This window comes from Brevibacillus ruminantium, from assembly GCF_023746555.1.
Taxonomy (GTDB): Bacteria; Bacillota; Bacilli; order Brevibacillales; family Brevibacillaceae; genus Brevibacillus; species Brevibacillus ruminantium.
This window is the reverse complement of the sequence record NZ_CP098755.1, coordinates 2,534,895-2,561,068: the sequence shown is the minus strand read 5'-3', so window position 1 is coordinate 2,561,068 and position 26,174 is coordinate 2,534,895. Positions and strand designations below refer to the sequence as shown.

Sequence of the window (26,174 nt, the reverse complement as noted above, 5' to 3'; positions counted from 1 at the left end):
GGTGTCCTTAAAAATCGAGCACGCGGGTCAAACCGTCTACGACGCGCTTGACATCCGGGAGCCAGATATCTTCTGCTTGCGCAAATGGATACACGGTGTCCGGAGCAGTCACGCGGAGCACAGGTGCTTCCAGGTGCAGGATTGCACGTTCATTGATTTGAGCGATGATTTCGGCAGCGACGCCAGAAGTTTTTTGTGCTTCCTGTACCACGATGGCGCGGTTGGTTTTCTTCACAGACTCGACGATTGTCTCGATGTCGATCGGATTGATCGTGCGCAGGTCAATGACTTCTACTTTCGCACCACGTGCTTTTTCCAGCTCTTCCGCCGCTTTCAGGCTGGTATGAACCATCGCGCCGTAGGTGATGATGGTAACGTCGCTACCCTCTTTCACTACGTTTGCCTTGCCGAGCGGGATGGAGTACTCGCCTTCCGGAACTTCTTGACGGAAAGAGCGGTAAAGCTTCATATGCTCCAGGAATACAACCGGATCGTTGTCGCGGATCGCGGAGATCAGGAGTCCTTTTGCATCGTATGGGTTAGAAGGAATGACAACCTTCACACCGGGTGTTTGGAGAATCAAGCCTTCCAGAGAATCCGCGTGCAGCTCAGGCGTTTTTACCCCGCCGCCAAAAGGAGAGCGGAATGTAACCGGACTGGTATAGCGGCCACCGGAACGATAGCGCATGCGGGATGCCTGAGAAGCAATGGCATCAAATGTTTCAAATACAAAACCAAAGAATTGAATTTCAGCTACTGGACGGAACCCGTTAATGGAGAGGCCCACAGCCAGACCGCCGATTCCAGACTCGGCGAGCGGCGTATCGAATACGCGCTGCTCACCGAATTCGGCTTGCAAACCTTCCGTCGCACGGAAAACCCCGCCGTTTTTACCCACGTCTTCCCCGAAGACGAGAACGGTTTCGTCGCGTTTCATTTCAACGCGCATTGCATCCGTAATGGCTTGAACCATTGTCATTTGTGCCATGGGTTACTTCGACTCCTTTGCCAGAAATTCCGCCTTTTGCTCTTCCAGTTCAGGCGGCAGTGTTTCGAACATAACATCGATCAGTTCGCTTACTTTCATTTTCGGTGCTTCGTCTGCTTTTTTGATCGCATCTGCAACCGCTTGTTTTGCTTCTTCGATGACGGCTTCTTCGTCTTTTTCGCTCCACAGACCTTTGTTTTCCAGGAATTTGCGGAAGCGGATCAGCGGGTCTTTTTGTTCCCATTCGCTTTGCTCTTCACCCGTACGATAACGAGTCGGGTCGTCACCAGCCATGGTGTGCGGACCATAGCGATAGGTCATTGCTTCGATCAGGGTAGCGCCCTCGCCGTTGATACCGCGTTGTTTTGCTTCTTGCACCACATGGTATACAGCGAGAATGTCCATGCCGTCTACACGCGCATTGGCGATACCAGCCGCTTTTGCTTTTACTGCGACGTTATCTGCTGCTGTTTGCTTTTCAAATGGAACAGAGATAGCGTAACCGTTGTTCTGCGAGAAGAAGATTACAGGCAGCTTGTATACACCTGCGAAGTTCATGCCTTCGTAGAAATCACCCTGGGAGGTCGCACCGTCACCAAAGTAGTTGATGGCTACACGTTTTTCACCGCGAAGCTTGTAACCCATTGCTACACCTGTCGCTTGCGTACATTGTGCAGCGATAATAATTTGCGGCATCAGAACATTGACACCCTCAGGAATGCGTCCACCCTCGATGTGTCCACGGGAGTAGAGGAATGCTTTATGCATCGGGAAGCCGTGCCATACCATTTGCGGGATATCGCGATAGCTTGGCAGGATGAAGTCCTCTTTGGAAAGTGCGGACTCGGAACCGATCATCGCCGCTTCCTGTCCGGCAACCGGCGCATAGAAACCGAGACGACCTTGGCGGTTCAAGCTGATTGCACGTTGGTCCCACACACGGGTAAAGACCATTTTGCGCATCAGTTCGCGCAATTCATCATCGGAAAGGTTAGGCATGAGATCAGGACGAACAACTGTACCGTCCGGAGCAAGAATTTGCAGCGGCGTGTTGTTGCCTGTTTGTTCAACAGCAGTGGTAACGCTCATCACATTCACCTCGTCACTGAATTTAAAAGCGGAAAGGCAATCGTGCTGGAGCTGTATTTCGACTCTCAATAGTGAAAGTGCTTACAGCTACTTCCGCACGCCCTGTTATACCTCAGACAAAATAACTGTTTATTGTGTTATAGTATTGATATTACAGGGTTTATTTCCTTCCTGTTATCATTTACTATAAAATCTGTATCAGTTTTTTTCAAGGCTTACTTTTGGAATTTCGTTCATGTTGAGGTGAAATCCCGTGTCAGAATATGTAAAGAGAACGATTATGAAGGAAGAAATACCCAGTCAATACCTTGATGCTCCCCGCTCTGTAAAGGTATACCTGCCGCCTGGATACAACGAGCTCTTGTCCTACCCTGTCGTCTATTGTCAGGATGGAAACGATTTTTTCACAATGGGCCGGATCGCCACGATTGCCAACCAGCTGATTTTGGATGAAGGCGTCCCTCCCTTCCTCGTGGTGGGCGTGTCCGTGGACAGAAATAAACGGACAAGCGAATATTCCCCGGTCGGCTCGCGGAACGAGGGATACAAACGTTTTTTTATAGAAGAATTATTGCCCTACATTGAGGAGAAATATCCAGTTCGCAAAAGTCCGGAGGCCAGGGTATTGGCCGGTGACTCCCTGGGTGGAACTGCTTCTTTGCACATCGCCATGGATCAGCCTTCCCTCTTTCCCAATCTGATCTCGCTGTCCGGTGCGTTTTTCCAGCCCACGCTGGATCATCTGGACAAATCTGAAGATTTGTCCTGGCTTACAGCTTGGCTGGTCGTCGGCCTGGATGAAACAGCGGTGGAAACGCATATAGGCACCTTTGACTTCGTCGACTGGAACCGGAAGACAAAAGACCTGCTGGAACAAAAAGGCTGCCGGCTCTCTTATCGGGAGAAGCCTGGCGATCATGTCTGGGGTCTGTGGCAAAAAGAGCTGCCAGATGCGTTGCGCTTTTTCTTTCCCCCAACGGAATGGTAAGGACGATCTGTTTTATAACCCGTTGATTTCGCTGATATCGGAATACTGATAATAGCTGCCATCCGTCAGGAAAACACCTTGATGGGTGGCTCTATCGATTTCACCAGCCACTTGTCTCGCATCGTTCAAGACGATGTTGACAATTTTGCTCTCATCGCGTTGCATCTGGTTTTGTATCTGCTTCCTCTGTCTCGCGGAAATCATCTACATCCCTCTTTCCCTTTTGTTGGATACAAGTAGTATTCCATTGCTATTTATGAAATACTCCCCCTTCCCAGATTGCTTCTCTTCTCCCGCCTTCCTCCTGCACCAGTCCAGGGATGCAAATGGCACATTTTGGGCAAACTTTTCTCGAATTGTCAAAACCAACACCTGCAAGCGACATTCTCGGGAAAGGACCTTTTGAATGATGCGATCAAGCCAATCCCCGTCAAAGGAACTCACCACCTCCGTCGGTCACAATCAGCAACTGCTGGCAGAGCTTCTGGGCAACAGTTCCGATCTCGTTTTTCAAGAATTGCCTCTTGCCGCATCGAATCGAAAGGCGATCGCTGTTTACCTAAAAGGTCTGGTTGACCAAAAATTTCTGTTCAATCGTGTTTATGAAGTGATCTCAAGCCAACTGCTCAATGACGCGGGAGAGAATCAAAGACCCTATCTGGAGCGTGTGAACTGGTTTGTGCAATATGCCAGCACATTTGCCCAAGCCTTTCATACGACCAATGTAGAGCAAATAATCTCAGAGCTTTTGCACGGGAATACCTGTATTCTGATCGAGGAGCATGCGGGGGCTATGGTTTTCGGAACGAGCAAAGAAAAATCTCGCTCGCCAGAAGAACCACAAAGCGAAGCTCTCGTCCGCGGCCCGCGAATTGGTTTCGTCGAAGATCTCACCGAAAATACAGCACTTATGCGACGTCGCATAAAAGACCCCCATCTGACGTTTGACTCCTTGATCATTGGCAGAAGGGGTCGCAAAGAAGTGGTTATCTGTTACTTGCGCGGAGTGGTGAATCCTGATTTGGTAGAGGAAGTACGGAGGAGATTGAAGGCGATCGATATCGATGACCCGATCGAATCCGGATATATCGAAAACTACATCCAGGACCACAAATACTCTCCTTTCCCCCAGATCCAGAACACTGAGCGTCCAGACAGGGTCGAAGGCGCACTTTTGGAGGGGCGCGTGGCGATCCTTATGGAAGGAACCCCTTTCTCGCTGATCGTCCCAGTAACCTTCCCCATGCTGATGCAGTCGCCTGAGGATTACTACGAGCGTTGGATTCCGACTACCCTGATCAGGGTGCTGCGTTATCTGGCGCTGTTTTTTGCACTCTTTTTGCCCTCTTTATACATCGCACTGGTCTCCTACCATCAAGGACTGCTCCCGACCAAGCTGGCCATCTCGATCGCCGGATCTCGTGAGGGCGTTCCGTTTCCCACCCTTTTTGAAGCGTTGATCATGGAGGTGACCATCGAGCTCTTGCGAGAGGCAGGAGTGCGCTTGCCAAAACCGGTTGGTCAGGCTGTCGGAATCGTTGGCGGTCTCGTGATTGGACAATCGGCTGTAGAAGCGGGAATCGTCAGTCCGATTATGGTCATCGTCGTTTCTCTGACCGCTATTTCATCCTTTGCCTTTCCCCAATACGCTGTTGCGATCTCGATCCGTCTGCTTCGTTTCGTGATGATGTTTGCGGCTTCCGTTTTGGGTCTTTACGGCATCATCCTGATTTTTGTACTGATTACTTCGCACATGGTAAAGCTGTACAGTTTCGGGGTGAATTATGCGGCTCCCTATGCATCCACTCAGCATTTTTCCTGGAAGGACTTGTTTATTCGGGCCCCTCTTCATCTTTTGTTAAAACATCGTCCTGCCATGCTCAAATCGCTTGACCGGACCCGCTCCGGTTTATCTAAGAAAAAAGGAGACTAAGCAGCCTTGGGTTCCTTGCCGATTCCCTTCATTTCCACCTACCATCTCACAATTACCTTTGTCTCTACCATCATAGGCGTGGGGATACTCACACTTCCCCGTGTGGCTGGTGAAAAGCTGGGTACCCCGGATGTCTGGATTGAAGTAATTCTGAGCGGGATTATCTCGTTTTTGGCTGTCTGTATTTGTCTCTACCTGAGCAACAGATTCCCGCAAGAAACCCTATATCATTACAACAAACGGATTGTGGGAAAAATCCTGGGCGCCGTTATCAGTCTCCTTTACATCGTGCACTATCTTTTCTATAGCGCTTATGAGGCAAGGGTGCAAGCGGAAGCAGTTCGCCACTATCTCTTGGATCAAACGCCCATAGAGGTGACGATTCTAGCTTTTCTGCTCGTCGGCGTGTACCTTACGACTGGCGGATTACCTGCCATTGTCCGGATATCTGTCTTCTATTTCCCCATCACCTTGGTCATCATTTTTTCGATTGTCCTATTGAATTGGCAGAACTTCAAGCTGGATAATTTGCGGCCAGTCATGGAATTTGGCCCCCTTCCTTTAGCCAGCAGTCTTCTCTCTACTTCACAGGCATTCTCCGGCGTTGAAGTCGTCCTCTTTTTTCTAGCCTATACCAAGGAGGCAAGAAAGGCATTGCGACCACTTCTGCTTGGGACAGCACTCGTCACCCTGATCTACATGATTACCGTCATGATGGTAATCGGTTCACTAACGCTGGAAGAAACCAAGACCCTGACTTGGCCCACGATGGAGTTTGTCAAGCAAATTGAGTTTCCCGGAGCATTCTTTGAGCATTTTGAAATCTTTTTTATCAGCATTTGGCTGCTCAACATGTTCACAACCTTTTTCGTGGATCTTTATCTGGCCTCGTTTGGCATTTCCCTCCTCTTTGGTTGGAACATCAGACCTGTCATGCTCGGGCTCGTGCCTGTCCTGTATGTGATCGCCTCGTTACCTAAAGACTTGAATGAAGTCATGCGATTATCGAATCTCCTCGGCACTACTTCGGTTTTCGCTTCGTTGGTCATCCCTGGGGTATTGTTGTTCCTCTCCGTTCTTTTGGGAAAACGAAATGACAATTCTCGCATGGCGAAGGCAGGGAAAGAAGGATGAAAAAAAAACGGGTACCCTATTTGTTTGTTCTTTTGTTGCTCGCGTGGAGCTTCTTGACAACCGGCTGCTGGGACCGGCGTGAAATTGAAGATTTGGGGATTACAATCGGGATGTCGATCGACACGGCGAAACATGCACCGAGCAAGGAAGAGAAGCAAATCCCGCATCATCATAAGAAATTGATCCCGCTGTCCCTGACTTATCAGATCGTCAATCCCAAGGTGATCGGGGGAACCAGGCGATCAAGCTCGTCCAAACAAAAGCCCTATATCAATATTACCAGCACAGGTGAAACCGCTTTTCAAGTCTTGCGCGAAACCTCAACCCGAGCCGGACGCCCTCCGTTCTTCATGCACTTGAAAATGATTGTCCTGGGGGACGATGTGAGCCGAAAAATGGACTTGTCCCAACTTCTCAACCTGTATCTGCGCGATACAGAAATGCGGCGAACGGTAAACCTGGCCATCATCAAAGGGAGTGGAAGAGATGTCCTGGAGGCAAAAACCAAAAATGAGGACCTCCCCTCCTTTGAATTTATGCAGTTGGTCAATAATATGGCGAAGACGATTCATATCTGCAGACCCATTACTGTCGGCGAGGTATCCGAAAAAATTGCAACAGACACCAGTTTTCTTATTCCGCGCGTAGTCGTTCATAAACAGGAAATCAAGCTGGCAGGTGCTGCTGTCATTAGCGGAAAAACAGGCAAGATGCTCGGGTGGCTCGGAGAGGAGGAAACGGCTGGAATCAATCTGATTCTGGGAGCAGGCAAGACGGCGGAAACGCGTCCCGGCGGAATTATTGAATCCTCTATCGATGGAGACAACGCGCCGTTTTCTTTTGAAATCGGTAAGGTGCACAGCAAAATTATCCCCAGCCTAAAAAATGGCCGAATCAGCTTTACCGTGCAAATTAAGGTCGAAGGTCGGATCGGTGAAGATTGGAACATGCATGAAAATTCCTTTAGCGAGGCCTATGTGCAGAAAGTAAACCAAGCTGTCGCCAAGGAGGTAAAAAGGCTCGTGCTGGATAGTCTCGATAAGACGCAAAAAGGGTATCGTGCCGATGTGGCCGGTTTTGGAAAAAGACTGCACATCCAATATCCGGAAACATGGAGGAAGGTAAAAGATAATTGGGATGAGCAATTCAGTCAAGTTCCTGTGAAAGTGGCGGTAAGCGTAAAGACGGCTGATTTTTCTTTGAAAGGAAAAAAGAAATAGACGAAAAAAAACGCGCAGATCGTTTATCCAACCTGCACGGTTTCTCCCGCTGCTGTTATGCGTGTAATATCGCCTCAATGGCTTGTAGAGCAGTTCGGATATCTTGCTCGGAGATGTGCCTATGAGTGGTAAAGCGTACGACGTTCTCGTCGAAATCCACGGCGAGGACTCCCTTTTCCGCCAATCGTGATAAAAAGTCTAGTGCGTTCATCCCTGCTCGTTCCGTATGTACCAGCACAATATTCGTCTCGACGGGCTTTACCTCAAAGGAAAGCTGACGAAGCCCCTCAGCAAGAAGTGCCGCCAGCTGATGGTCCTCTTCCAGCCTGTCAACCATCTGCGTCAATGCAAGAATGCCCGGTGCAGCCATATAACCAGCCTGCCGCATGCCCCCGCCCAGTTTTTTGCGCCACCAGCGGGCCTCCTGGATAAATTCACGACTCCCGGCCAGCACAGAACCGATCGGTGCGCTCAATCCTTTGGACAGACAAACCTGCACTGTACACGCATAGCGTGTAAAGTCGGTGATTTCACGCTTCAGAGCAACGGCTGCGTTGAACAATCGCGCACCATCCAGATGGACACCTACACCCTTGCTGGTCGCGACTTTGTATACGGCTTCCATCTGTTCCGGAGAAATCACTGCCCCGCCCGCCCGGTTATGAGTATTTTCCATGCAGATTAACCGTGTTCGGGCGTTATGGATATTGACACCTCGAATCGCACGCGCCACTGCATCAGGGGCCATGGTACCGCGATCACTTGCGAGCGTCCGGGTCTGTACGCCAGCCAGAGCTGCTACAGCACCGCCCTCATAGTTAAAAATATGAGAGTCCTCCTCCAAAATCACTTCATCCCCATTGACACAGTGCGTCAAAACCGCAACCTGGTTGCCCTGTGTGCCACTGGTTACGAACAATGCGTCTTCTTTTCCCAAAATCTCCGCCGCCAGCTTTTCCAACCGGTTTACCGTTGGATCTTCTCCGTACACATCGTCTCCCACTTCGGCTTCCACCATCGCTCGCTTCATCTCTTCCGTCGGTTTGGTCACCGTATCACTGCGCAAATCGATCGCCACTGCTCATCTCTCCCTTTTCTCTTTTGTCTATCGTAACACTTTCTACGTTGCAACACGATTTCCCAGTTTGCTAATATGGAGAGAGAACCATACCAAAACAAGGGAGACTGACCCATGAAGGTAAAAATTACCCGCAATGCTGCAAAACAATTGAACGCCGTTCTGGAACAGGAAGAAGATAAAGAGCTGAAGCTTCGTGCATACATAACGCATGCCCATGGTGACCACGCCCACTATGGCTTGGCTCTGGACAAGCCGACCGAAGAGGATGTCGTCATTTCTACAGATAAAGAAATTGACGTGATCGTGAAAAAAGACGAGCCGCTCCTCGATGGCATCGTGATCGACTATCTATATACGCCACAGGAAGGTTATGTGATTACAAACCCTTCCAAAGGAAATCACGGCGATCATTAATCGTCTCCCTGCCCCCGCTATGCATTGCGCAGCGGGGGTTTATTTTTTACAAACTGTCCTGTTCGCACAGCGCTGAGTCGATATCCCGAATGAGCGGGCTTACCTGATCGACCGGGTGGAGCAAGACCAGACGATGGACCGGGCGCGTCATAACCACATAAAGGAGCTTCGTGTCCCATTCGCTATCGGTATACGCTTCTGTATCAAGAGTAAAGACCACGTCGAACTGCAAGCCTTTCGTCAGATAAGACGGCATTACCACGACTCCACCTGGAAACTGTGTATCTTTGATGCTCAGCAGCTTTACATCCTCTATGTGCCCTCGCAATTTTTTATAAGCCTGTTTGCTGGCTTCTGCCGTTTTTGTGACGATAGCAATCGACTGGAACCCTTCTTGGAGGTATGATTTAATGCGCTTCACTATTTTTTGCACGGGGAGGTCCTTCCCCTCCCAGGAGAGGCAATCCGGTTTCGCACCGTGACGCAGAACCGGTTTGGCCATGATGGTCTCCGGCAACTCAATTTTTCGCAACACTTCGTTCGCACACTTCATGATCTCGATTGTAGAGCGATAGCTTTGCGCGAGCGTGTAGTAAACAGCCCTTGGCTGCAGAAATACCCCTTCCATCAGCTCTTCCCAGGTTTGCAGCCCTCTGTACGCGTGAATCCCTTGCGCAATATCTCCGACGACTGTAAGGGACTGCCGATTCGTCACCAGCCCGATGACGGATATTTCCATGGCACTGAGATCCTGGGCTTCGTCGACGACACTGTGATCAAAGTGGTCGGCCTGTTCCAGTCCTTCGATTAAATGGCGTAAATACAACAGGGGTGCCGCGTCTTCAGGTTCGATCCGTTCATTGGCAAAAATGTCCTTGCTGGAGGCGCAGACATCCTGGATGATTAACTCTTTTGATGTGTCATCATTGCTTTGAATCAGTTCGCCCAGTAAATCTGGGTCGGTAATAAGCTCCCTGTACGCTTCCCATACCTGGAGTTCTGGAAAAATGGAGAAATAATGGTCCAAAACTTGCTCAATCATCGTTTCAAACTTATGCAAGCTCTGTTTGTCCAGATCGATTTTCACTTCACGCAGATGGGCAAACAATTGTTTATTGATCTCCTGCTTAAGATGCTTGCGCAGAGCTTCCAAACGACGACGGTACGGGAGTTGTCCGTATAGTTCCGTGAACAGTTGACGGATCTCTTCTCCTGGGATGGTAAAGACCTGCTGGGTTCGCTTGTAGACAAAGCCTAGTTTTTTAAAGGAGATCCGGTTTTGTGCCACATACGAAAGATAGCGGTGCAATACTTCACGAAAGGCAAGCGATCCTTTAAAACGGAGGCGGTGCAGAGCCACCTGGCGTTCCTTGTCGCTATATGTTTCTTCAAAAAACAGCTGAAGCGGCTTCTGCGGGTCTAATATGCGCCAGCCTTTGGGCAACATGGGTTTGACCAGTTTGGCCGCCCAGTCAAGGAAAGTGGATTGCTGTACATCCTCTACTCCTAACTCGGGAAGCACCTCGGAAATATAGGTAAGAAAGAGACGGTTGGGAGCAAAAACCATAAATTTCTTCGACATCATCGAGTCTTGATAATTGTAGATAAGGTACGAGAGCCGATGGAGAGCTATCGTCGTCTTCCCGCTCCCGGCTACCCCCTGCACCACGACGGGGCGATCTTTGTCCGCGCGGATGATATCATTTTGTTCGGATTGGATGGTCGCCACAATATCCTTCAGCCTGCTGTCGTTCGTCTGGTTCAGGTTGGCAGCCAAAAATTCATCGATGTAGCCTTCCTCCAAAAATTCATCCGGATGGCCCACTTCTCTTTGAATCGTTTCTTTTAAGGCACCATCATAGATACCGGTGATCTTCCCATCCTGCATGGCGAAGTTTCGCTTCAGCCTGACCTCACCGCGGACAATCTCCCGGCCATTGCGAAAAAAGGCATCTTTACTCTCTCCGCTGTAATATAAACCTGCTATCGGTGCCCGCCAATCAACGACGACGGAATCAAAGGTATCGTTTCTGACGATGCCGCGTTTTCCTATGTATACACGATCCAGCTCATATGTTTCGTCTTTCAAAAAATCAACACGTCCAAAGTAGGGTTTTTCCAGTCCTTGATCCTCGAGATAACGAAGCTCTTTTCCCTTTTTATAATTTACCACCTGCTTGACATAGTCATCGGTGAACTCCTTCACCTCTTTTCGCAGGGTGTCCACTTCCCTTTTAATAATCGAACGTGTTTCATCCAGTCGCTTTTGTTCATGTTCGTAATCAGGGTGACGGATCGACATATGTTTCCTCCTTTCTCAATCTCAATTTGTTCGAATTCTACTTATGTAAGAAGCTGTCTCCCGACCCAAATCCCTAGAGCACAGGCACAGAGTCCAAGAAGAATGCTGGAACCCGCATATACAATACCCCGGGAAATTTGCCCCTCACTCAAAAAGGTGACCACTTCGAGAGAAAATGTGGAAAATGTTGTGAATCCCCCGAGCAGACCAGTCGTCAGAAGGAGGTACATCTCTGCTGGTAACAATCCTTTTTCTTTTCCCCAAATCGAAAACAAGCCAATCACAAAGGAACCGAGTACATTCGCAAGCCAGGTACCTGCAGGAATTCCTGGCTGATTCAGTACGAACCCGAGACCATAGCGGAGCATGGAGCCAATGGCTCCGCCGACGGCAACAGCTACCCACGACAGCATCTTATTCCTTTCCCCTTCTGAAGTGATTTGGAACAAAAAGACACCCAAGCAAAAGCGTTGGATGCCATTTTTTTATGTCAATTCTCGTTCAATTAGTGTTTCGTGCTGTTATCTTCAAGATCCTCTACATAGCGGATCGAGTCCAAATTGGACCGCAGCGACGCTTTTACGGCGTCGATGTACTTTTGCCGCAGCTCTTTTTGCTCCTGCTTTTCCTCGTCGGTCAAACCGGCTTCTCGCGATTTCTTGGACAGTTCATTGATCCGTTTGATTTCCGCGTCTGATACCAAAACTGTTTCCCCTCGCTTTCAATGAATGCCGCTCTATTATATCATATCGCCGCTTTGAAGCAAGTAAAAAGCTTTGTGAATCAGGGCTTTATGGGTATCTGAAGTGTCTGGCCCGGATAAATGATTGCTCCATCCAGTTTGTTCCATGACTTGATCTCATTGACCAGATCTCGAACATCCATCCCCTCATCGCTGCGGTGATCAACAGCCAGCTTCCAGAGACTGTCCCCCGGCTGTACAGTTACTTCCTTAACCGCCTGGATGTGCTGCACGGATGGAACAGGCTTTTCTCCGGAAGCAAACACTAGTTCGGTCAATGTATAAAAAAAGAGAGTGAAAGCAGCAAAAAACAGAATCGCGTGACCGCGGGTTATTCCAAACCGCACTTTTCGCTCTGGCTTTTTGGCAAATCGGTTCGTCATCGTCATCGAACTCATCATCATCATCCCCCTGCAAACAAACGTTCTGTATGTTCTTGTCCTCATCATAATGCGAACATGTGTTCATGTCAAGAAAAAAGTCGAACTTATGTTTGTCGAACGCAAGATCCCATGGTATAATATAGAAAACATGTTCGAGAAGATTGAGGTGTGGTTTATGTCCAAACTATCAAATAGACAGCAAGCCATTATCGACTTTATTCGCAAGGAAGTACGGGACAAGGGTTATCCCCCTTCCGTACGCGAAATTGGCGAAGCTGTAGGGCTTGCGTCTAGCTCAACCGTCCATGGCCATTTGGCCAGACTGGAGAAAAAGGGATTAATTCGTCGCGATCCGACAAAGCCGCGTGCGATTGAACTTTTAAAAGAAGATGAGCGTTTTCAGCAAGACGATTTTGATGTGTCAGTTGTACGGGTACCGGTCATCGGCAAAGTAACCGCCGGACAGCCCATCACCGCCGTGGAACAAGTAGAGGACTACTTCCCTCTCCCGGACAGTATTGTTACATCGGACAAGGTGTACATGCTCCGTGTCTCTGGTGACAGTATGATTGAAGCAGGTATTCTCGACGGCGACTATGTCATTGTTCGTCAGCAAAATGTTGCAACCAACGGCGATATTGTCGTAGCCATGACAGAAGAGGACGAAGCAACCGTGAAGCGGTTCTTTAAAGAGAAGCACCACTTCCGCCTGCAGCCTGAGAACTCCACGATGGAACCGATTATTCTGGATTCTGTGACCATTCTGGGGAAAGTGATTGGTGTCTACCGTTTGATTCACTAGGACTGTACAGTAAAAGGCGTTCGCAGGATAAACACTGCGAACGCCTTTTTCTTCTTTTCCTATCCACGATGATCAAATGCTCATTTCCTACAGGGCCACAAAAAACCAGATAATCATGACAATCTGCAGCATTACTTTTACGAGTGCACTGCTCAAAAATCCGATCAATGAGCCCACTCCCGCCTTGACTGCTCGTTCAATCGGCTGATTTTGAAACAGCAGCTCGACCAGCACCACCAATACAAATGGCATGATCAGCATGCCAAATGGGGGAAAGAGAAAAATCCCCAAAAAAATTCCGAGCACTGCTGCCCAAGACGATGCCTTTGAGCCCCCGTATTTTTTTACGAAGTACATGTTGGTGAGCAAATCTGCCCCGTAGAGCAAAATGCTCATAGCAACCATGCCCCACCAGAACGAAGCTGGAAGTCCTGCACCAGGCTCGGCAATAAAAAAGTGATAGATCAGGAAACCGCCCCACAAGAGCAGCGTATCTGGCAGCACAGGAAAAAAGATACCGACGATACTGATCACGAATAAAAGCGATATAATGATCCAAAGCACAATGTCCATATGGTTGACACTCCCTCCTGTATAGGGTATACGGATAAAGGGCGCCTTTTGTTTCTTTCTGCCCCAGTTTTTTGTCCCACAGTATTCCCACAGTCAGATGGTTTGAGTCAAAAATACGGATCGTTCTGAGAGAAAGGGGATTCGAAGGAAATGTTCTCGGCACATGCTCATTACCATTCCCGTGATTGGGCCAACTTGGATTATCTCAAAACCGGCACCCCTCGTCAGCAAGCAGCCTGGCTCGCCTTGGACAGCCTCGGGATTCCGTCCTCGTTACAACAATTTCAGCCCATCCTGACGGGTACGATACCGCTGTCTATCGATCTGGCTGAAAGTGACCTAGATGTCATTTTTTTCGCTGAGGATTTGGATCACTTTGATACCATTTTGAAAGAGAGATACGGCAGCTTGGATCATTACAAGTCGTATCGTACGGAGGTTGCCGGCGTCCCTACCAGCATTACATCGTTTTGGCACCGTGGCTTCTGGCTGGAATGCTTTGCGCAGCCTGTTCCCGTCTCGCAACAAAATGCTTTTCGTCACATGATCATCGAAGCCCGATTACTGCAACTTGCCGGAGATCAAGTCGCAGCTGAAATCCGTTCACTCAAACACAGTGGATTGAAAACCGAACCCGCCTTTGCGCATTTCTTCGGCATTTCCGGTGAGGACCCATACCAGGCATTGCTTGAGCTGGAGGCATACTCGGAAACGGAACTGCGGAAGCTGGTCAAAACAGCGAAGCATAACCAGCCGACAAAACAGGCAAAAATTGAATCAGATTGGCATCGCACATAAACCATCAAACGAAAGCAGGTGCAAAGTCCTATGGATATCGGCTTCCTATCGATTATTCCGTTGCTCTTCATCCTCTTTTTAAACGTAATCAACATCCTCATCAGTGTTTGGGCCTATCGCGATTCTCGCCGGAGAGGAAACAGCAAGGAATTTTCCGTTGTCGTACTCATTGCCCTTTTATTTTTTCCCATTATTGGTTTGATCGTTTATCTGGTTATTCGAAATGACTAGAATCATTACAATCGTGTATTCGCACCAATCAAAGAAGTGATCGTGGGTGTTTTGTGGGGGCCCTTTACAGAATAAGCACCAAAACCACTTCACCCACACCTATAGAAAAACCCTTACACCAATAGGTGCAAGGGCTCTTTCCTGTTAATACGTATTCATATACTGTGTACGCTCCCACTCATGTACACGGGTGCGGAACATATCCCATTCGATCTCTTTTGCGCTGACGAAATGCATTAACGCATGTTCTCCCAGCGCTTCGCACATCACAGGGTTCGCTTTGAGGCATTCGATTGCTTCTTTCAGTGTGGCAGGCAAGCTGGAGATGCCTGCTTCCTCACGCTCCGCCTCGTTCATAATGTAGATATTGCGATCAACTGCAGGCGGTACTTGCAGCTTGTTTTTAATGCCATCCAGACCTGCACGCAGCATGACAGCAAGCGCCAGATACGGGTTAGCTGCCGGGTCTGGATTGCGCGCTTCAATCCTCGTACTCAAACCGCGGGATGCCGGAATGCGGACAAGCGGCGAGCGGTTTTTCGCGGACCATGCTACATAGCAGGGTGCTTCATAGCCAGGCACGAGACGCTTGTAGGAGTTAACCAGCGGGTTGGTAATCGCTGTAAAGCCGCGAGCGTGTTTGAGGATACCTGCCAGATAGTGTTTGGCGATGTCACTCAGGCCAAGTGGATCCTTCTCATCGTAGAAAGCATTTTTCTCGCCCATAAACAGCGATTGGTGCGTATGCATGCCAGAACCGGCGACGCCGAACAGTGGTTTCGGCATAAAGGTTGCGTGAAGACCATGCTTGCGGGCAATGGTTTTAACGACCAGCTTAAACGTCAGAATCTGATCAGCCGCCTGGATGGCGTCTGCGTATTTGAAGTCCACTTCATGTTGACCAGGAGCTGTTTCGTGATGAGAAGCTTCCACCTCGAAGCCCATCCGCTCCAACGTCAGGACAATATCGCGTCGGCAGTTTTCGCCCAGATCAAGCGGAGCAAAGTCAAAGTAACCACCCTGGTCGTTCAAATCCAGTGTCGGTTCTCCCTTGTCATCCATTTTGAACAGGAAAAATTCCGGCTCCGGTCCCACGTTGAAATTCGTAAAGCCCATTTCTTCTGCTTCTTTCAGAGCCCGCTTCAAAATGTAGCGTGGATCTCCTTCAAAAGGTGTGCCATCCGGATTGTAGATGTCACAGATGAGACGCGCCACGTTGCCATGCTCATTGCCCCAAGGGAAAATGACCCATGTGTCCAGATCTGGCACCAGGTACATGTCGGATTCTTCGATGCGGACGAAGCCCTCGATGGAGGAGCCGTCGAACATCATTTTGTTGTCCAGTGCTTTTGGCAGCTGGGATACCGGAATCTCGACGTTTTTGATGATTCCAAGCAGGTCTGTGAATTGCAAGCGAATGTAGTTTACATTCTCTTCCTGGGCTAAACGAAAGATGTCTTCTTTGGTGTACTTGCTCACGATTCTCTCCTCCTATATGCTCTTGGGTCTGAGGTTGTTCAAAAAGCCAGGATGCCGGAAAGCGAGTGGACTCACTTACAAGCATCCTCCGTTTTGAGCAAGCTCTATCAGTGGAAGAAGCGGGATAGCTCTCCACGTATTAACGCATCTTCGCCAGGGCGATTTGCGTTATTGAAAAGGATTTGTTGCTTGAGGAGCTGGTGCAGATCTTGTTCAGTCAATTCTTTGCGCTTGGCCTCCGACTTCACAGTGATTTCTGTTATTTCCGGGGCCGGTTCCTGTAACTGCAGGACTTGCTTGATTCCAGCGATGTTCAATCCTTTTTCGATCAACGTCTTCACTTCAAGCAAGCGATCAACATCATTAAAGGAAAAGAGTCGCTGCTTCCCTTCTGTTCGTGCTGGCTGAATCAATCCATTCTGTTCATAGTAGCGAATCTGCCGTGCCGTCAGGTCAGTCAGCTTCATCACAATACCAATGGGAAACAGCGCCATGTTCCGACGAAGGTCATCACTCACGACTTGTCCCTCCTTTGAAATCATCCTCGTTTGCTATTGTATGATTCAAAAACTTATCTGTCAACGCATGTCAGAAAAGTTCACACAAAAAAATTAAAAATAGGCGATTGGCCCCTCATCGGAACCTTTCGCCATTCCTGTGTTTTGTGTCCTACACTTCCAAATTCGCACCATTTTTCACTTTGTTGAAGCTAGCCTTTATGCTTGCGCTGCATCCAGATCAAGCAGCCCTTTTTCAAGCAATCCATCCAGTGCGGTAAGGATGCCCACCTTTACATGGGAATAGGTCAAGCCGCCTTGGACAAACCCGAGGTAGGGGGGCCGAATCGGTCCGTCTGCTGAAAACTCGATGCTGGCGCCTTGGATGAAGGTTCCTGCCGCCATAATCACGGGATCGGCATAACCTGGCATCTCACTTGGATGAGGTGTGACGTGTGAATCGACTGGAGCACTTTTTTGAATCCCCTGGCAAAAGGCAATCAACCTCTCTGCCGTGCCAAACTCAACGGATTGGATCAAGTCAGTGCGGGGATCATTCCACAGCGGGTCGGTGCGAAAACCAAGCCGCTCCAGGAGCGCAGACGAAAAAACCGCCCCTTTCAAGGCTTCACCCACCACATGAGGCGCCAGAAAAAAGCCCTGATACATCTCCAGCAAAGAGTAAAGAGAAGCGCCGCCCTCAGCACCGATGCCCGGGGCTGCCATGCGATACGACGCACGCTTGACCCATTCCTTTTTACCGACGATATACCCGCCGGTTTTGACCAGTCCGCCGCCTGGATTTTTAATCAAGGAGCCTGCCATGATGTCAGCTCCGACCTGAAGCGGTTCCCGTTCTTCTGTAAATTCCCCATAGCAGTTGTCTACAAAAACGATCAGTTCGGGATTGATTTCTTTCACAAACTGAATCATTTCCTGAAGCTTGGCAATCGTAAAGGACGGGCGATCCGCGTAGCCTCGCGAACGCTGAATGCCGATCACCTTGGTTTTCGGTGTTATCGCCGCAGCCACCGCCGGGAAATCAATCTCTCCGGATGGAGTCAGGGGGACAAACTGGTACCCGATGCCGTATTCCTTTAAAGAGCCCTGCCCTTCTCCGCGTACGCCCACCACTTCTTCCAGCGTGTCATAAGGCTTGCCGGTAATATAGAGCAAGTCGTCTCCCGGACGAAGCAGACCAAACAGCGATATCGCGATGGCATGTGTTCCGGAAATGATATGGGGACGAACCAGAGCGTCCTCCCCACCGAATACGTCTGCATAGATCGATTCCAGCGTGGAACGTCCTGCGTCGTCATAGCCGTACCCTGTCGAGGGGGCAAAATGAAACTCGTTCACCTGGTGCTTTTGAAAAGAACGAAGCACTTTTAACTGATTGAAATCAACAAGGGAAGCGATCTCCTGATGCCGCCCTGCGATCATCCGTTCTACTTCTTGTACGATGGGGCGCAACCGCTCCCCGTGTGCAAATAACGAAAACATCTCTCTTACCAACTCTCTTCTACAGTCTCTGGTTTATCCAAAAGGAACGGAGCGATTCTCCCGTAAATGGGATGGTCTTTGTTCACACGAACCGATATCCGATAGGTGGCTTCAGACTCGTCGAACTCCTGCTCCATCTCCACGCCTTCTCGATGCAGAAGGGACAAAATATCTCCCCGCTCCGCTGGAACAATCAGCGTGTATCGGTCAAACGATGCATACACATAAGATTCGATCCGTTTCAGCAGCCCGGCACGATCCTCTTCGCGAATGGCCGAAATTACAATGGAGTCCTCCACCGGAGGCAAATACGTTCCCGGCAGAATCAGGTCAGCTTTGTTGAATACGACAAGCTGAGGGATGTCGTCGGCTTTTAGTTCGCGAAGAATCCGGTCGACCACTTCCATGTGTATCTCCAGATCAGGATGATGGCCGTCAACCACGTGCAGGATCAGATCAGCCTCCTTTACGCCCTCCAGCGTCGAACGAAAGGCAGCAACCAGCGTCGTTGGCAAATCCTGAATAAACCCTACTGTATCCGTCAGCAAAACCTCCAGCCCGCTGGGGAGTGTCAATTGCCGGGTCATAGGGTCCAGTGTGGCAAACAACTTGTCTTCCTGCAGGGTATTGGCAACCGTCAGTTCATTTAACAACGTCGATTTCCCTGCGTTGGTATAACCAACCAAAGCAATTTGGAACACCTTGTTCTTTTTGCGTCGCTCGCGGTGCAATTGGCGTGTGCGAACAAGCTCAGACAACTGCTGTTTGAGCTCACTGATCCGGCGCCGGATATGACGGCGGTCGCTCTCCAGTTTGGTCTCCCCGGGACCTCTGGTTCCGATCCCCCCGCCCAGACGGGAAAGCTGCTTGCCTTGTCCCGCCAGTCGCGGCAACAGATAGTTGTACTGGGCAAGCTCCACCTGTATTTTCCCTTCGCGGGTATGAGCGCGCCCCGCGAAGATATCCAAGATCAACTGTGTCCTGTCGATCACTTTGCAGTCAAAAGCGATATCCAGGTTGCGCGTCTGGCTGGGCGAGAGCTCATCATTGACGATGATCACGTCAACGTCCAATTCTTCCGCCCTGTGCGCAATCTCTTGGATTTTTCCACTGCCCAAATACCAGGCATTATCAATACGCTCCCGATTTTGCGTGATCACATCCACGACTTCTACATCTGCTGTGCGTGCCAGCTCATGCAGTTCTTCCATCGACAAGCGGGAGCGTTCCATATCACGATTATCCAAAAAACAGCCAACGAGGATGGCTGTTTCTCTTCTCTTGATTTCATCGGCCACAGAACCACGTCCTTTCTTCCCTTATCATACCATAGTTTGCCCTAGTCGTTACCTGCCCCTTTGGCGCTCTCCCAAATGAAGTCATCAGGCAGAAGCGTCATCACATCGTCTTTGGTCGGCTCAGCGATTCCCAACAATCGAACAGCCTGCTTCCGAATCGCCTGTTCGATTGCATTGCGCACGTAGCGGGCATTGCTGAAATTGCCTTCAAACATCTCATGGCGCATCCGGCTTAAATGAAGGCGCAATCGATCCCTGGCTCCCAGGGAGAGTCGATACTCTTTGCTATCGACCATGGTCTCCGCGATCTTGATCAAATCATCTACGGAATAATCGACAAATTGAAGCTGAATGGGAAATCGGGACGGAAGACCGGGATTCAGCTCCAGGAAAGCATCCATCTCGTCTGTATAACCCGCCAAAATGCAGATAAAATCATTGCTGTAATCCTCAAGGGCCTTTGTCAGACAGTCGATCGCCTCTTTGCCAAAATCCTTTTCGCCCCCCCTTGCAAGGGAGTACGCTTCGTCAATAAACAGGATGCCACCGAGTGCTTTTTTGACCAGCTCTCTGGTTTTTTGGGCAGTATGGCCGATAAATTCTCCGACCAGGTCAGCACGTTCTACCTCGATCAGATGGCCCTTGCTCAAGATTCCCATTTCTCGGAAGAGTTTCCCAAACAACCGGGCCACAGTCGTTTTCCCTGTACCCGGATTCCCTTTAAACACCATATGAAAAACTTGCTTTTCCAGCTTCAGGCTGTATTTTTCCCGTTCCTTGTTGATCCGCAGCAAGGCATGAATTTCGTACATTAATTTTTTGGCTTCTTGCAGGCCAATCAGCTTTTCCAGCTCATCAAACGCTGCAGCTACATTGCCCGGTGCAGTCGTGCGTACTTTTTCGGACAGAGTTTCCGGTAATTTGACCCGATCCGGCTGGCGAAATACCACCTGAATCCGGTGTGGAGATTTCACAGTCATCGAATCAGCCGGCGGTTGATTGCCCGACGGTTTCACAAGCGATCACCTGCCTCTTGGTCATACCTTAGTATACTCACCCGTCCGGAAAACCTGCCCATTTTTTGTTGCTATCCTCTTTCAGAAAGAGTCAAAGGTGCTTATCTTCAGCTTGTCTTTTCCTGAGCCAGTGCCGCTGATCGAGCAAGGAAAGCAGCACGAGGCCCAGTATGCAGCCAGACAAAAAGGGGACCACACCAGCCAGCGGACGTAGCAACAGATTTCCGTCCTGGGTCAACCATAAGTAGCCTGCGGCTGTCAGGATCCCGCAAAAACCTACCCCAGACCAGTATAGAAGCTTCTCAGGGAAAAAGTGCGGGGAGCTTCCAGCGTACCCTGTAAGGATCGCTGACGCTTCACATGTATCTGTTGGCAAGCGGGATGAATTTTTTCTGCGAGCCGCTGCCCAGGTAAACAGAGCAATCAGTAACAGCCCGCCTAGTGTGCTGCCATGCTGCAACAGCTTGTACACGGGTATCTCCCATCCAGCCATGACAACCTTTTGCTGGAGCAGCGAGATGCGTTGGACGAAAAATGCTCCGTCATGCGTAAAAGCATCCCAGGCCACATGGCTGAAACTGCCGATGAGTGCCGAATAGGCAAAGACCACAAAGGAGCGGAATGACCCCAGCTGCCAGGGCCGGTTGGCCAGGCTGTGTAACCCCCGGTCCAACGGTGCCGGCAGATGGGCGACAAGGCTCCGCTTTACGATAAAGTGAAAAAGAAATGCCAACAAAAAGACCATTGGCAAATCAAACAAAAACAGCCCTGCGACCGTATGGCTGATGGTACTGTATGGTCGCAAACGCAGAAAATATTCAAAGTCGGGTGCCATGCTGCCAAATATCAAGGCGGAAAACGAGAGCCACCGTACGCGATAAAACGGCAAAACGATGGCGGGATGTGCAAACGTGAACGGCATTTTTTCTTCTCCAGTTACCATAATATTTATTATGTATACAAAGACCTTGCTTTCTAACTTGCACAATCCTATTTCAGGAAGTGTCCGCTGTATATTCGTACCAAAAGATAGTAAAAAAGCCCGGATGGCTAGATCCCGGCTTCGTGGTGTGGCGCTGCTTATCCTTGTTGATTGTTTTGATCCTGGGACATAAGCGACACAGGGCGCTGCGGAGTGAAGGTTGAAATGGCATGCTTGTATACCAATTGCTGTTTTCCTTCACTGTCAATAACGATCGTAAAATTGTCAAATGCTCTGATATAACCGCGCAATTGAAAACCATTTACAAGGTAGATGGTGACCGCGATGTTTTCCTTCCGTAAGTGGTTCAGGAACGTATCTTGAATGTTGATCGACTGTTTCATGGTCAAATACCCCCTAAAAGGACTTGTATGTTATATATTCGGCAATTGAGGAAACTTTCCTGCCATTATCTGTTTGATTGTTTGCACGACCTTTGGCCGGTCATCAGGCTCGGTTACGTCAAACCATTGGATCTCGGACATTCTGCGGAACCACGAAAGCTGCCTTTTGGCAAAATGACGAGTCCGTTGTTTGATGTCGTTCACCGCTTTCTCCAACGGGATCTCCCCGTAGAGATACGGGATCAATTCTTTGTAACCGAGTCCCTGCATGGAGGTGTGAGCTGAACCGTAGCCGAGGTCAAGTAGACGCCTCACCTCCTCTACCAGACCAGCCTCGATCATCAAGTCAACGCGCTGATTGATGCGTTCATAGAGCTTCTCGCGCTCCATGGTCAGTCCAATGATCAAAAGGTCGTACGGCGAATATTCCGCACGATGCTGATAATCAGACATTCTCATCCCGGTTAACTGGTAAATCTCCAAGGCCCGAATGACACGCTTCACATCATTGGGATGCAGGCGCTCTGCTGTGAGCGGATCTACATCTGCCAGTCGTCGATGAAGCTCTTCCACCCCATCAATTTCGGCCAATTTTTGCAGCCTGTCTCTTAGCTCAAGGTCCTGCTGCGCATTGGCAAACTGAAACCGATGCGTTACTGCCTCTATGTACAGCCCTGTTCCCCCTACGATCATGGGCAGCTTTCCGCGTTCGTTGATTTCCGTGATCAAGCGGGTTGCTGATTCCTGGAAAAGGGCCACCGAATACTCTTCATCTGGATCAAGTATGTCGATTAAATGGTGGGGAACTTTGGTCAATTCGGCAGGTGTTGCTTTGGCTGTGCCGATATCCATGCCTCGATATACCTGCATGGAATCCCCGGAAATGATCTCCCCTTGATACTGCTCAGCCAGTTGCAGACTTAGCTCTGTCTTGCCCACTGAGGTAGGGCCGACGATTACGACAAGCCTCTCTTTTGCTTGCACGGTCACTCCCCTCCGCCTTTCTCTTTATAGCTGTACACGACCTGTTTTCCTCTGGTTCGATAGGGAGTAAAGCCAAACTGTCGATACAGCCCTCCTGCCTTGCCTTCCTTTAATACGACACGCCTTCTGGCAACTCGAAGTGCCTCCGCAATCGTCTCCTCTTTCAGAGCGTGGTTGTTTGCCCATTCCCTGATGCCGGCAATTCCTACGGAGCTTTGTACCGTTTCCTCGAACATCGGATCAAAGTAGATCACATCAATCGAATCGGCAGGCATGCTTTTCAACACATCAAAATGGTTTGCCACACGTACCTCGACTCGCTGCATCGCATCATGAAGGGCTGCAGAATCAGTGGACCAGTGGCGAAGGCCGTCTTCTACCAAAAGGCCGATAATCCTTTCCGATTCAATCCCGATAACACGTCCTTTTGCACCAACACCGTAAGCCAAAATGATCGCATCTGCACCCAGACCCATGGTTGCGTCCAGCACTTGATCGCCTGGTTGAATTTGGCAAACGGCAAGCATAGTATCAGTATCGCCGCGCTCCAAACGCTTTATACGAAAGGCTGCTGTATTTGGGTGAAAAAAGAATGGCTTCTTCCCCTCAGCTTCCAGTCTCGCCCCAGCGGAGGACACGATAAGGATCTCGTTTTGTGCATATTTTTTGCGCAGCTCGTGGAGCGAGTAATCCCTGCGCTCGATCAAAGGGAGCCTGAAGCTCTCGGATAGCTCCTCTGCGTGCTGGACTGTTTCCGCACTTGGTTCAAGCGAGGTGGTGACAATCATTCGTCTCACCTGTCAACATTGTAGTCATGATGGCTGGTACTCCTTTATCCGCACAGGCAGATCCAACTGTTCGATTTAAACTCTCCTTCATCTTTATATCTTTTTCAGGTAGGGATTGTCAAACTACAATCATTTTTTTGAAACAGCTACTATACATATTCGTAGAAATGAATATGGGTTGTAATAGCACCTATACATGCATAGGGGAGGTGTACGCCTTACACACGTAAGGCTACTCATTGGAACTAGTCAACTTGATTTTGGTTGTGATTCTCATCGCATTAACCGGATTCTTCGCGGCAACTGAATTTGCGATCGTGAAAATCAGAAGTACCCGGATTGACTAACTGAAATCGTCGATACACTGGGCGGCTGGTTCCTTACCACAAAAACAGAGTATACCGCGCAGCGCAATTGATAAAGAGGCCAAAGGTGTATGCAAAAAGACACCTTTGGCCTTTGATAGGTCTGTGATCAGTAGCAGGTCTAAGTCTGTCTGCCCTTTACATCACGCGTTTGAACATTTTTTCCAGATCGTAGCTGGTGAAATGTATGATGATCGGACGACCGTGCGGACAAGTAAACGGGCTGGAGGAATCGCGAAGCTGGTTTAACAGACTTTCCATTTCGGCGTGGGTCAAAAAGCGATTCGCTTTGATCGAAGCCTTGCAGGCCATCAAGATCGCTGCTTTTTCCCGCATGGCGCGAATATCTGCTTGCGCTGATTCCCCGCTCTCCAGTACGAATTGAACGAGCTCTTCGATCACCTCGATCTCGCTCCCCTCCGGGAACCAGTGCGGATGTGCCCGTACGATATAGGTCTTGCTACCGAAGGACTCGATCTCCAGTCCAAAGGTGTGCAACAGCGGCAAACGCTTTTCCAGCTTCAACGCCTCCTGCGCTGTCAGTTCAATCGTATGGGGAAACAACAGCATCTGACTGGCGACTCCTTCTTCCGCCAATTTCTGCATGAAGTGTTCGTAAAAAATCCGCTCCTGTGCGGCATGTTGGTCAATCAAATACATCCCATTTTCATTTTGCGCCACGATATAGGTCCCATGTACCTGTCCGACGGGGTAAAGAGGGGGTACACTTTCCTTCGTTTCAGAATCCGTTTTACCCATGACATCATCCTGAATGAGAGGAATGTACGGAGTTTTTGCCTGATCCGGTTGTTTTCGATCCGGTTCTGTACACGCATTGGGTTCGGCAGCCTCTTCTCTTCCCCTGATTTCCGGATTCTTCTCATAGGCACTGTCCGTTGCTGCCTGGTTGTCATCCTCCTGATCGGCTCTTTTTGTTTCCATGACCCCAGGATAAAGATCCGTTCGTACGGGCAGGGGCTGTCCCTTTTTTCCTTCCGACAGAAACGGCTGTGTGCTCGTACTGGACAGGGTATAGCGCATATCATCTCTTGCTTCACGCGCTTCCCGGATTTGCCCCGGCAGGTTAGCCAGGCGGACCCCAGCCCCCGCAGACGGAATCGATACTTCCGGTCCTGATCTGTCCTGCACTCCTGGCTTTGACCAGGTCAAATCGAACTGGGGCTGTACAACCTGTTCAATTACCCGTGCCTTTCGTTCTGCGGCCATCGGACGGACGATATCAAGTCCCTGGAGCAGGGTGTTTTTGACACATGCTTCAATCGCTGTACACAGCTCGTCTTCTTTGCTGAAACGCACCTCCAGCTTGGCTGGGTGAACGTTGACATCGAGCAGTGTCGGGTCCATCTCGATCTGCAGTGTGACGATCGGATATCGTCCGATGGGCAGCAGCGTGTGGTAACCGCGCATAATCGCATTATGCAAACCATAATGACGAACATAACGGCCATTTACCAATGTTGAGAGATATGAACGATTGGCACGGGTAACCTCTGTCTTGGAAATAAACCCGCTCCAGCGAAAATCCAGCGTCTCTCCTTCAATTGGCAAGAGCAGCTTTGCCACCTGCACCCCGTATATGGCTGCCATCACATGCAACAGCTTCCCGTCACCGCTCGTTTGCAGCAGCGTTTTGCTGTTGTGCGTCAACGTAAACGACACGGCAGGGTAGGTTAGAGCCAGTCGATTGACGTAGTCAGAGATATGTCCGATTTCCGTAGAAATGGATTTCATGTATTTGAGCCGCGCGGGCGTGTTGAAAAAGAGGTCGCGGACTGCGATTTCTGTCCCCTTCACCGTCGCAATTTCACTGACGCCCTTGATCGCCCCCCCTTCAATGGTCAGCCGGGTGCCGACCTGCCCGCTTGACTGTGTGCTGGTCAGTTCAACCCGAGAAACTGCGGCAATACTGGGCAAGGCCTCCCCGCGAAAGCCCAGCGTTCGGATGCGGAACAAATCCCGTGTCTGCCGGATCTTGCTGGTTGCGTGCCGTTCAAAAGCGAGGCGACAATCTTCCTCATCCATGCCTTGTCCGTTGTCAACCACGCGAATCAGGGAGAGCCCTCCCTCTTCCACATGTATTTCGACAGAGCTTGCTCCTGCATCAATAGCATTTTCCACCAGTTCTTTGACAACCGAAGCTGGCCGCTCCACTACTTCTCCGGCAGCGATCATATTGGTCAGGTGCTCTTCCAGCACATGGATTTTCCCCATCGGTTACC

Annotated in this window: 27 protein-coding genes; 8 read left to right on the top strand and 19 right to left on the bottom strand. The window is 49.7% G+C overall.

Annotated elements, in window-relative coordinates; genetic code table 11:
• Nucleotides 1-7 precede the first annotated feature (7 nt).
• Both NDK47_RS12595 and pdhA read right to left on the bottom strand, forming a co-directional pair.
• Nucleotides 8-988, bottom strand: a complete 981-nt coding sequence (locus tag NDK47_RS12595; protein WP_251875371.1) for an alpha-ketoacid dehydrogenase subunit beta — start codon at nucleotides 986-988, stop codon at nucleotides 8-10.
• A gap of 3 nt (nucleotides 989-991) precedes the next feature.
• The gene (pdhA, locus tag NDK47_RS12590) at nucleotides 992-2,077 is read right to left on the bottom strand and encodes a pyruvate dehydrogenase (acetyl-transferring) E1 component subunit alpha (RefSeq protein WP_251875369.1); all 1,086 of its coding nucleotides are present in this window, start codon (nucleotides 2,075-2,077) and stop codon (nucleotides 992-994) included.
• Between the two features lie 253 nt (nucleotides 2,078-2,330).
• On the opposite strand from pdhA, the gene NDK47_RS12585 reads away from it, so the two are divergent.
• On the top strand, nucleotides 2,331-3,065 hold the full coding sequence (locus NDK47_RS12585) for an alpha/beta hydrolase (RefSeq protein WP_251875367.1): 735 nt from the start codon (nucleotides 2,331-2,333) through the stop codon (nucleotides 3,063-3,065).
• A 12-nt stretch (nucleotides 3,066-3,077) separates the two neighbouring features.
• Here NDK47_RS12585 and NDK47_RS12580 read toward each other — a convergent pair whose 3' ends face one another.
• The gene (locus NDK47_RS12580; RefSeq protein ID WP_251875365.1) at nucleotides 3,078-3,269 is read right to left on the bottom strand and encodes a hypothetical protein; all 192 of its coding nucleotides are present in this window, start codon (nucleotides 3,267-3,269) and stop codon (nucleotides 3,078-3,080) included.
• 202 nt (nucleotides 3,270-3,471) lie between these two features.
• Between NDK47_RS12580 and NDK47_RS12575 the strand changes: the two genes are divergently transcribed.
• Genes NDK47_RS12575 through NDK47_RS12565 form a run of 3 tightly spaced genes read left to right on the top strand, consistent with a single transcriptional unit; the run spans nucleotide 3,472 to nucleotide 7,352 of the window.
• Complete coding sequence (locus NDK47_RS12575; protein ID WP_251875363.1) at nucleotides 3,472-4,998, top strand: spore germination protein; 1,527 nt, start codon at nucleotides 3,472-3,474, stop codon at nucleotides 4,996-4,998.
• Between the two features lie 6 nt (nucleotides 4,999-5,004).
• Entirely contained in the window at nucleotides 5,005-6,132 is a 1,128-nt protein-coding gene (locus tag NDK47_RS12570) for a GerAB/ArcD/ProY family transporter (RefSeq protein WP_251875361.1), read from the top strand.
• The gene (locus NDK47_RS12565) at nucleotides 6,129-7,352 is read left to right on the top strand and encodes a Ger(x)C family spore germination protein (RefSeq protein WP_251875359.1); all 1,224 of its coding nucleotides are present in this window, start codon (nucleotides 6,129-6,131) and stop codon (nucleotides 7,350-7,352) included. Before NDK47_RS12570 ends, NDK47_RS12565 begins: the two co-directional genes overlap by 4 nt.
• 55 nt (nucleotides 7,353-7,407) lie before the next feature.
• Here NDK47_RS12565 and ltaE read toward each other — a convergent pair whose 3' ends face one another.
• Nucleotides 7,408-8,430 (bottom strand): low-specificity L-threonine aldolase, encoded by a 1,023-nt coding sequence (gene ltaE / locus NDK47_RS12560; protein ID WP_251875357.1) that lies wholly within the window; start codon nucleotides 8,428-8,430, stop codon nucleotides 7,408-7,410.
• Between the two features lie 114 nt (nucleotides 8,431-8,544).
• Between ltaE and NDK47_RS12555 the strand changes: the two genes are divergently transcribed.
• Entirely contained in the window at nucleotides 8,545-8,847 is a 303-nt protein-coding gene (locus NDK47_RS12555) for a HesB/IscA family protein (protein WP_251875355.1), read from the top strand.
• A 46-nt stretch (nucleotides 8,848-8,893) separates the two neighbouring features.
• Here the strand turns inward: NDK47_RS12555 and NDK47_RS12550 are convergent, their stop codons facing one another.
• From NDK47_RS12550 to yneA, 4 genes are all read right to left on the bottom strand, one after another.
• Complete coding sequence (locus tag NDK47_RS12550) at nucleotides 8,894-11,149, bottom strand: HelD family protein (protein WP_251875353.1); 2,256 nt, start codon at nucleotides 11,147-11,149, stop codon at nucleotides 8,894-8,896.
• Between the two features lie 41 nt (nucleotides 11,150-11,190).
• On the bottom strand, nucleotides 11,191-11,562 hold the full coding sequence (gene crcB / locus NDK47_RS12545) for a fluoride efflux transporter CrcB (protein ID WP_251875351.1): 372 nt from the start codon (nucleotides 11,560-11,562) through the stop codon (nucleotides 11,191-11,193).
• Nucleotides 11,563-11,654: 92 nt separating this feature from the next.
• Nucleotides 11,655-11,852 carry a DUF896 domain-containing protein gene (locus NDK47_RS12540; RefSeq protein ID WP_251875349.1) on the bottom strand — a complete coding sequence of 66 codons (198 nt, stop codon included), beginning with the start codon at nucleotides 11,850-11,852 and terminating at the stop codon, nucleotides 11,655-11,657.
• Nucleotides 11,853-11,932: 80 nt separating this feature from the next.
• Nucleotides 11,933-12,289, bottom strand: coding sequence for a cell division suppressor protein YneA (gene yneA / locus NDK47_RS12535; protein ID WP_251875347.1), 357 nt, complete (start codon nucleotides 12,287-12,289; stop codon nucleotides 11,933-11,935).
• 160 nt (nucleotides 12,290-12,449) lie between these two features.
• Between yneA and lexA the strand changes: the two genes are divergently transcribed.
• Entirely contained in the window at nucleotides 12,450-13,076 is a 627-nt protein-coding gene (gene lexA, locus NDK47_RS12530; protein WP_251875345.1) for a transcriptional repressor LexA, read from the top strand.
• 87 nt (nucleotides 13,077-13,163) lie between these two features.
• On the opposite strand, the gene NDK47_RS12525 is transcribed toward lexA, so the two are convergent.
• The gene (locus NDK47_RS12525) at nucleotides 13,164-13,649 is read right to left on the bottom strand and encodes a DUF456 domain-containing protein (protein ID WP_251875343.1); all 486 of its coding nucleotides are present in this window, start codon (nucleotides 13,647-13,649) and stop codon (nucleotides 13,164-13,166) included.
• Between the two features lie 150 nt (nucleotides 13,650-13,799).
• Between NDK47_RS12525 and NDK47_RS12520 the strand changes: the two genes are divergently transcribed.
• Together NDK47_RS12520 and NDK47_RS12515 are read left to right on the top strand one after the other, a co-directional pair.
• Entirely contained in the window at nucleotides 13,800-14,447 is a 648-nt protein-coding gene (locus NDK47_RS12520) for a DUF4269 domain-containing protein (RefSeq protein ID WP_251875341.1), read from the top strand.
• Between the two features lie 30 nt (nucleotides 14,448-14,477).
• Nucleotides 14,478-14,678: a PLDc N-terminal domain-containing protein gene (locus NDK47_RS12515; RefSeq protein ID WP_251875339.1), complete on the top strand. Its 201-nt coding sequence runs from the start codon at nucleotides 14,478-14,480 to the stop codon at nucleotides 14,676-14,678.
• A gap of 144 nt (nucleotides 14,679-14,822) precedes the next feature.
• Here NDK47_RS12515 and glnA read toward each other — a convergent pair whose 3' ends face one another.
• The 10 genes from glnA to mutL all read right to left on the bottom strand — a co-directional run bounded on the left by glnA (nucleotide 14,823) and on the right by mutL (nucleotide 26,166).
• The gene (gene glnA, locus NDK47_RS12510) at nucleotides 14,823-16,157 is read right to left on the bottom strand and encodes a type I glutamate--ammonia ligase (protein ID WP_251875337.1); all 1,335 of its coding nucleotides are present in this window, start codon (nucleotides 16,155-16,157) and stop codon (nucleotides 14,823-14,825) included.
• Nucleotides 16,158-16,264: 107 nt separating this feature from the next.
• Nucleotides 16,265-16,675 carry a MerR family transcriptional regulator gene (locus NDK47_RS12505; protein WP_251875335.1) on the bottom strand — a complete coding sequence of 137 codons (411 nt, stop codon included), beginning with the start codon at nucleotides 16,673-16,675 and terminating at the stop codon, nucleotides 16,265-16,267.
• Nucleotides 16,676-16,873: 198 nt separating this feature from the next.
• Entirely contained in the window at nucleotides 16,874-18,157 is a 1,284-nt protein-coding gene (locus NDK47_RS12500) for a methionine gamma-lyase family protein (RefSeq protein WP_251875333.1), read from the bottom strand.
• A 5-nt stretch (nucleotides 18,158-18,162) separates the two neighbouring features.
• Nucleotides 18,163-19,455 (bottom strand): GTPase HflX, encoded by a 1,293-nt coding sequence (gene hflX / locus NDK47_RS12495; RefSeq protein WP_251875331.1) that lies wholly within the window; start codon nucleotides 19,453-19,455, stop codon nucleotides 18,163-18,165.
• A gap of 41 nt (nucleotides 19,456-19,496) precedes the next feature.
• On the bottom strand, nucleotides 19,497-20,471 hold the full coding sequence (locus NDK47_RS12490; protein WP_407653415.1) for an AAA family ATPase: 975 nt from the start codon (nucleotides 20,469-20,471) through the stop codon (nucleotides 19,497-19,499).
• 91 nt (nucleotides 20,472-20,562) lie between these two features.
• A complete protein-coding gene (locus NDK47_RS12485) occupies nucleotides 20,563-21,393 on the bottom strand; it encodes a DUF4184 family protein (RefSeq protein ID WP_251875329.1) in 831 nt (276 codons plus the stop codon).
• Nucleotides 21,394-21,551: 158 nt separating this feature from the next.
• On the bottom strand, nucleotides 21,552-21,797 hold the full coding sequence (gene hfq, locus NDK47_RS12480) for an RNA chaperone Hfq (protein WP_251875327.1): 246 nt from the start codon (nucleotides 21,795-21,797) through the stop codon (nucleotides 21,552-21,554).
• A gap of 30 nt (nucleotides 21,798-21,827) precedes the next feature.
• Nucleotides 21,828-22,787 (bottom strand): tRNA (adenosine(37)-N6)-dimethylallyltransferase MiaA, encoded by a 960-nt coding sequence (gene miaA / locus NDK47_RS12475; protein ID WP_251875325.1) that lies wholly within the window; start codon nucleotides 22,785-22,787, stop codon nucleotides 21,828-21,830.
• Nucleotides 22,784-23,569 (bottom strand): class I SAM-dependent methyltransferase, encoded by a 786-nt coding sequence (locus NDK47_RS12470; RefSeq protein WP_251875323.1) that lies wholly within the window; start codon nucleotides 23,567-23,569, stop codon nucleotides 22,784-22,786. Before NDK47_RS12470 ends, miaA begins: the two co-directional genes overlap by 4 nt.
• Before the next feature lie 503 nt (nucleotides 23,570-24,072).
• Nucleotides 24,073-26,166 (bottom strand): DNA mismatch repair endonuclease MutL, encoded by a 2,094-nt coding sequence (gene mutL, locus NDK47_RS12465; protein WP_251875321.1) that lies wholly within the window; start codon nucleotides 26,164-26,166, stop codon nucleotides 24,073-24,075.
• Between the last annotated feature and the right edge of the window lie 8 nt (nucleotides 26,167-26,174).

Bases quoted from the DNA above. Each gene is read 5' to 3' on its own strand.
- NDK47_RS12550 (WP_251875353.1), bottom strand. From the start codon at position 11,149: ATGTCGATCCGTCACCCTGATTACGAACATGAACAAAAGCGACTGGAT.
- mutL (WP_251875321.1), bottom strand. From the start codon at position 26,166: ATGGGGAAAATCCATGTGCTGGAAGAGCACCTGACCAATATGATCGCT.
- NDK47_RS12525 (WP_251875343.1), bottom strand. From the start codon at position 13,649: ATGGACATTGTGCTTTGGATCATTATATCGCTTTTATTCGTGATCAGT.
- NDK47_RS12580 (WP_251875365.1), bottom strand. From the start codon at position 3,269: ATGATTTCCGCGAGACAGAGGAAGCAGATACAAAACCAGATGCAACGC.
- crcB (WP_251875351.1), bottom strand. From the start codon at position 11,562: ATGCTGTCGTGGGTAGCTGTTGCCGTCGGCGGAGCCATTGGCTCCATG.
- NDK47_RS12575 (WP_251875363.1), top strand. From the start codon at position 3,472: ATGATGCGATCAAGCCAATCCCCGTCAAAGGAACTCACCACCTCCGTC.
- NDK47_RS12470 (WP_251875323.1), bottom strand. From the start codon at position 23,569: ATGATTGTCACCACCTCGCTTGAACCAAGTGCGGAAACAGTCCAGCAC.
- NDK47_RS12595 (WP_251875371.1), bottom strand. From the start codon at position 988: ATGGCACAAATGACAATGGTTCAAGCCATTACGGATGCAATGCGCGTT.
- yneA (WP_251875347.1), bottom strand. From the start codon at position 12,289: ATGAGTTCGATGACGATGACGAACCGATTTGCCAAAAAGCCAGAGCGA.
- NDK47_RS12520 (WP_251875341.1), top strand. From the start codon at position 13,800: ATGTTCTCGGCACATGCTCATTACCATTCCCGTGATTGGGCCAACTTG.
- NDK47_RS12555 (WP_251875355.1), top strand. From the start codon at position 8,545: ATGAAGGTAAAAATTACCCGCAATGCTGCAAAACAATTGAACGCCGTT.
- NDK47_RS12485 (WP_251875329.1), bottom strand. From the start codon at position 21,393: ATGCCGTTCACGTTTGCACATCCCGCCATCGTTTTGCCGTTTTATCGC.
- lexA (WP_251875345.1), top strand. From the start codon at position 12,450: ATGTCCAAACTATCAAATAGACAGCAAGCCATTATCGACTTTATTCGC.
- NDK47_RS12565 (WP_251875359.1), top strand. From the start codon at position 6,129: ATGAAAAAAAAACGGGTACCCTATTTGTTTGTTCTTTTGTTGCTCGCG.
- pdhA (WP_251875369.1), bottom strand. From the start codon at position 2,077: ATGAGCGTTACCACTGCTGTTGAACAAACAGGCAACAACACGCCGCTG.
- NDK47_RS12515 (WP_251875339.1), top strand. From the start codon at position 14,478: ATGGATATCGGCTTCCTATCGATTATTCCGTTGCTCTTCATCCTCTTT.
- NDK47_RS12500 (WP_251875333.1), bottom strand. From the start codon at position 18,157: ATGTTTTCGTTATTTGCACACGGGGAGCGGTTGCGCCCCATCGTACAA.
- hfq (WP_251875327.1), bottom strand. From the start codon at position 21,797: ATGAAACAGTCGATCAACATTCAAGATACGTTCCTGAACCACTTACGG.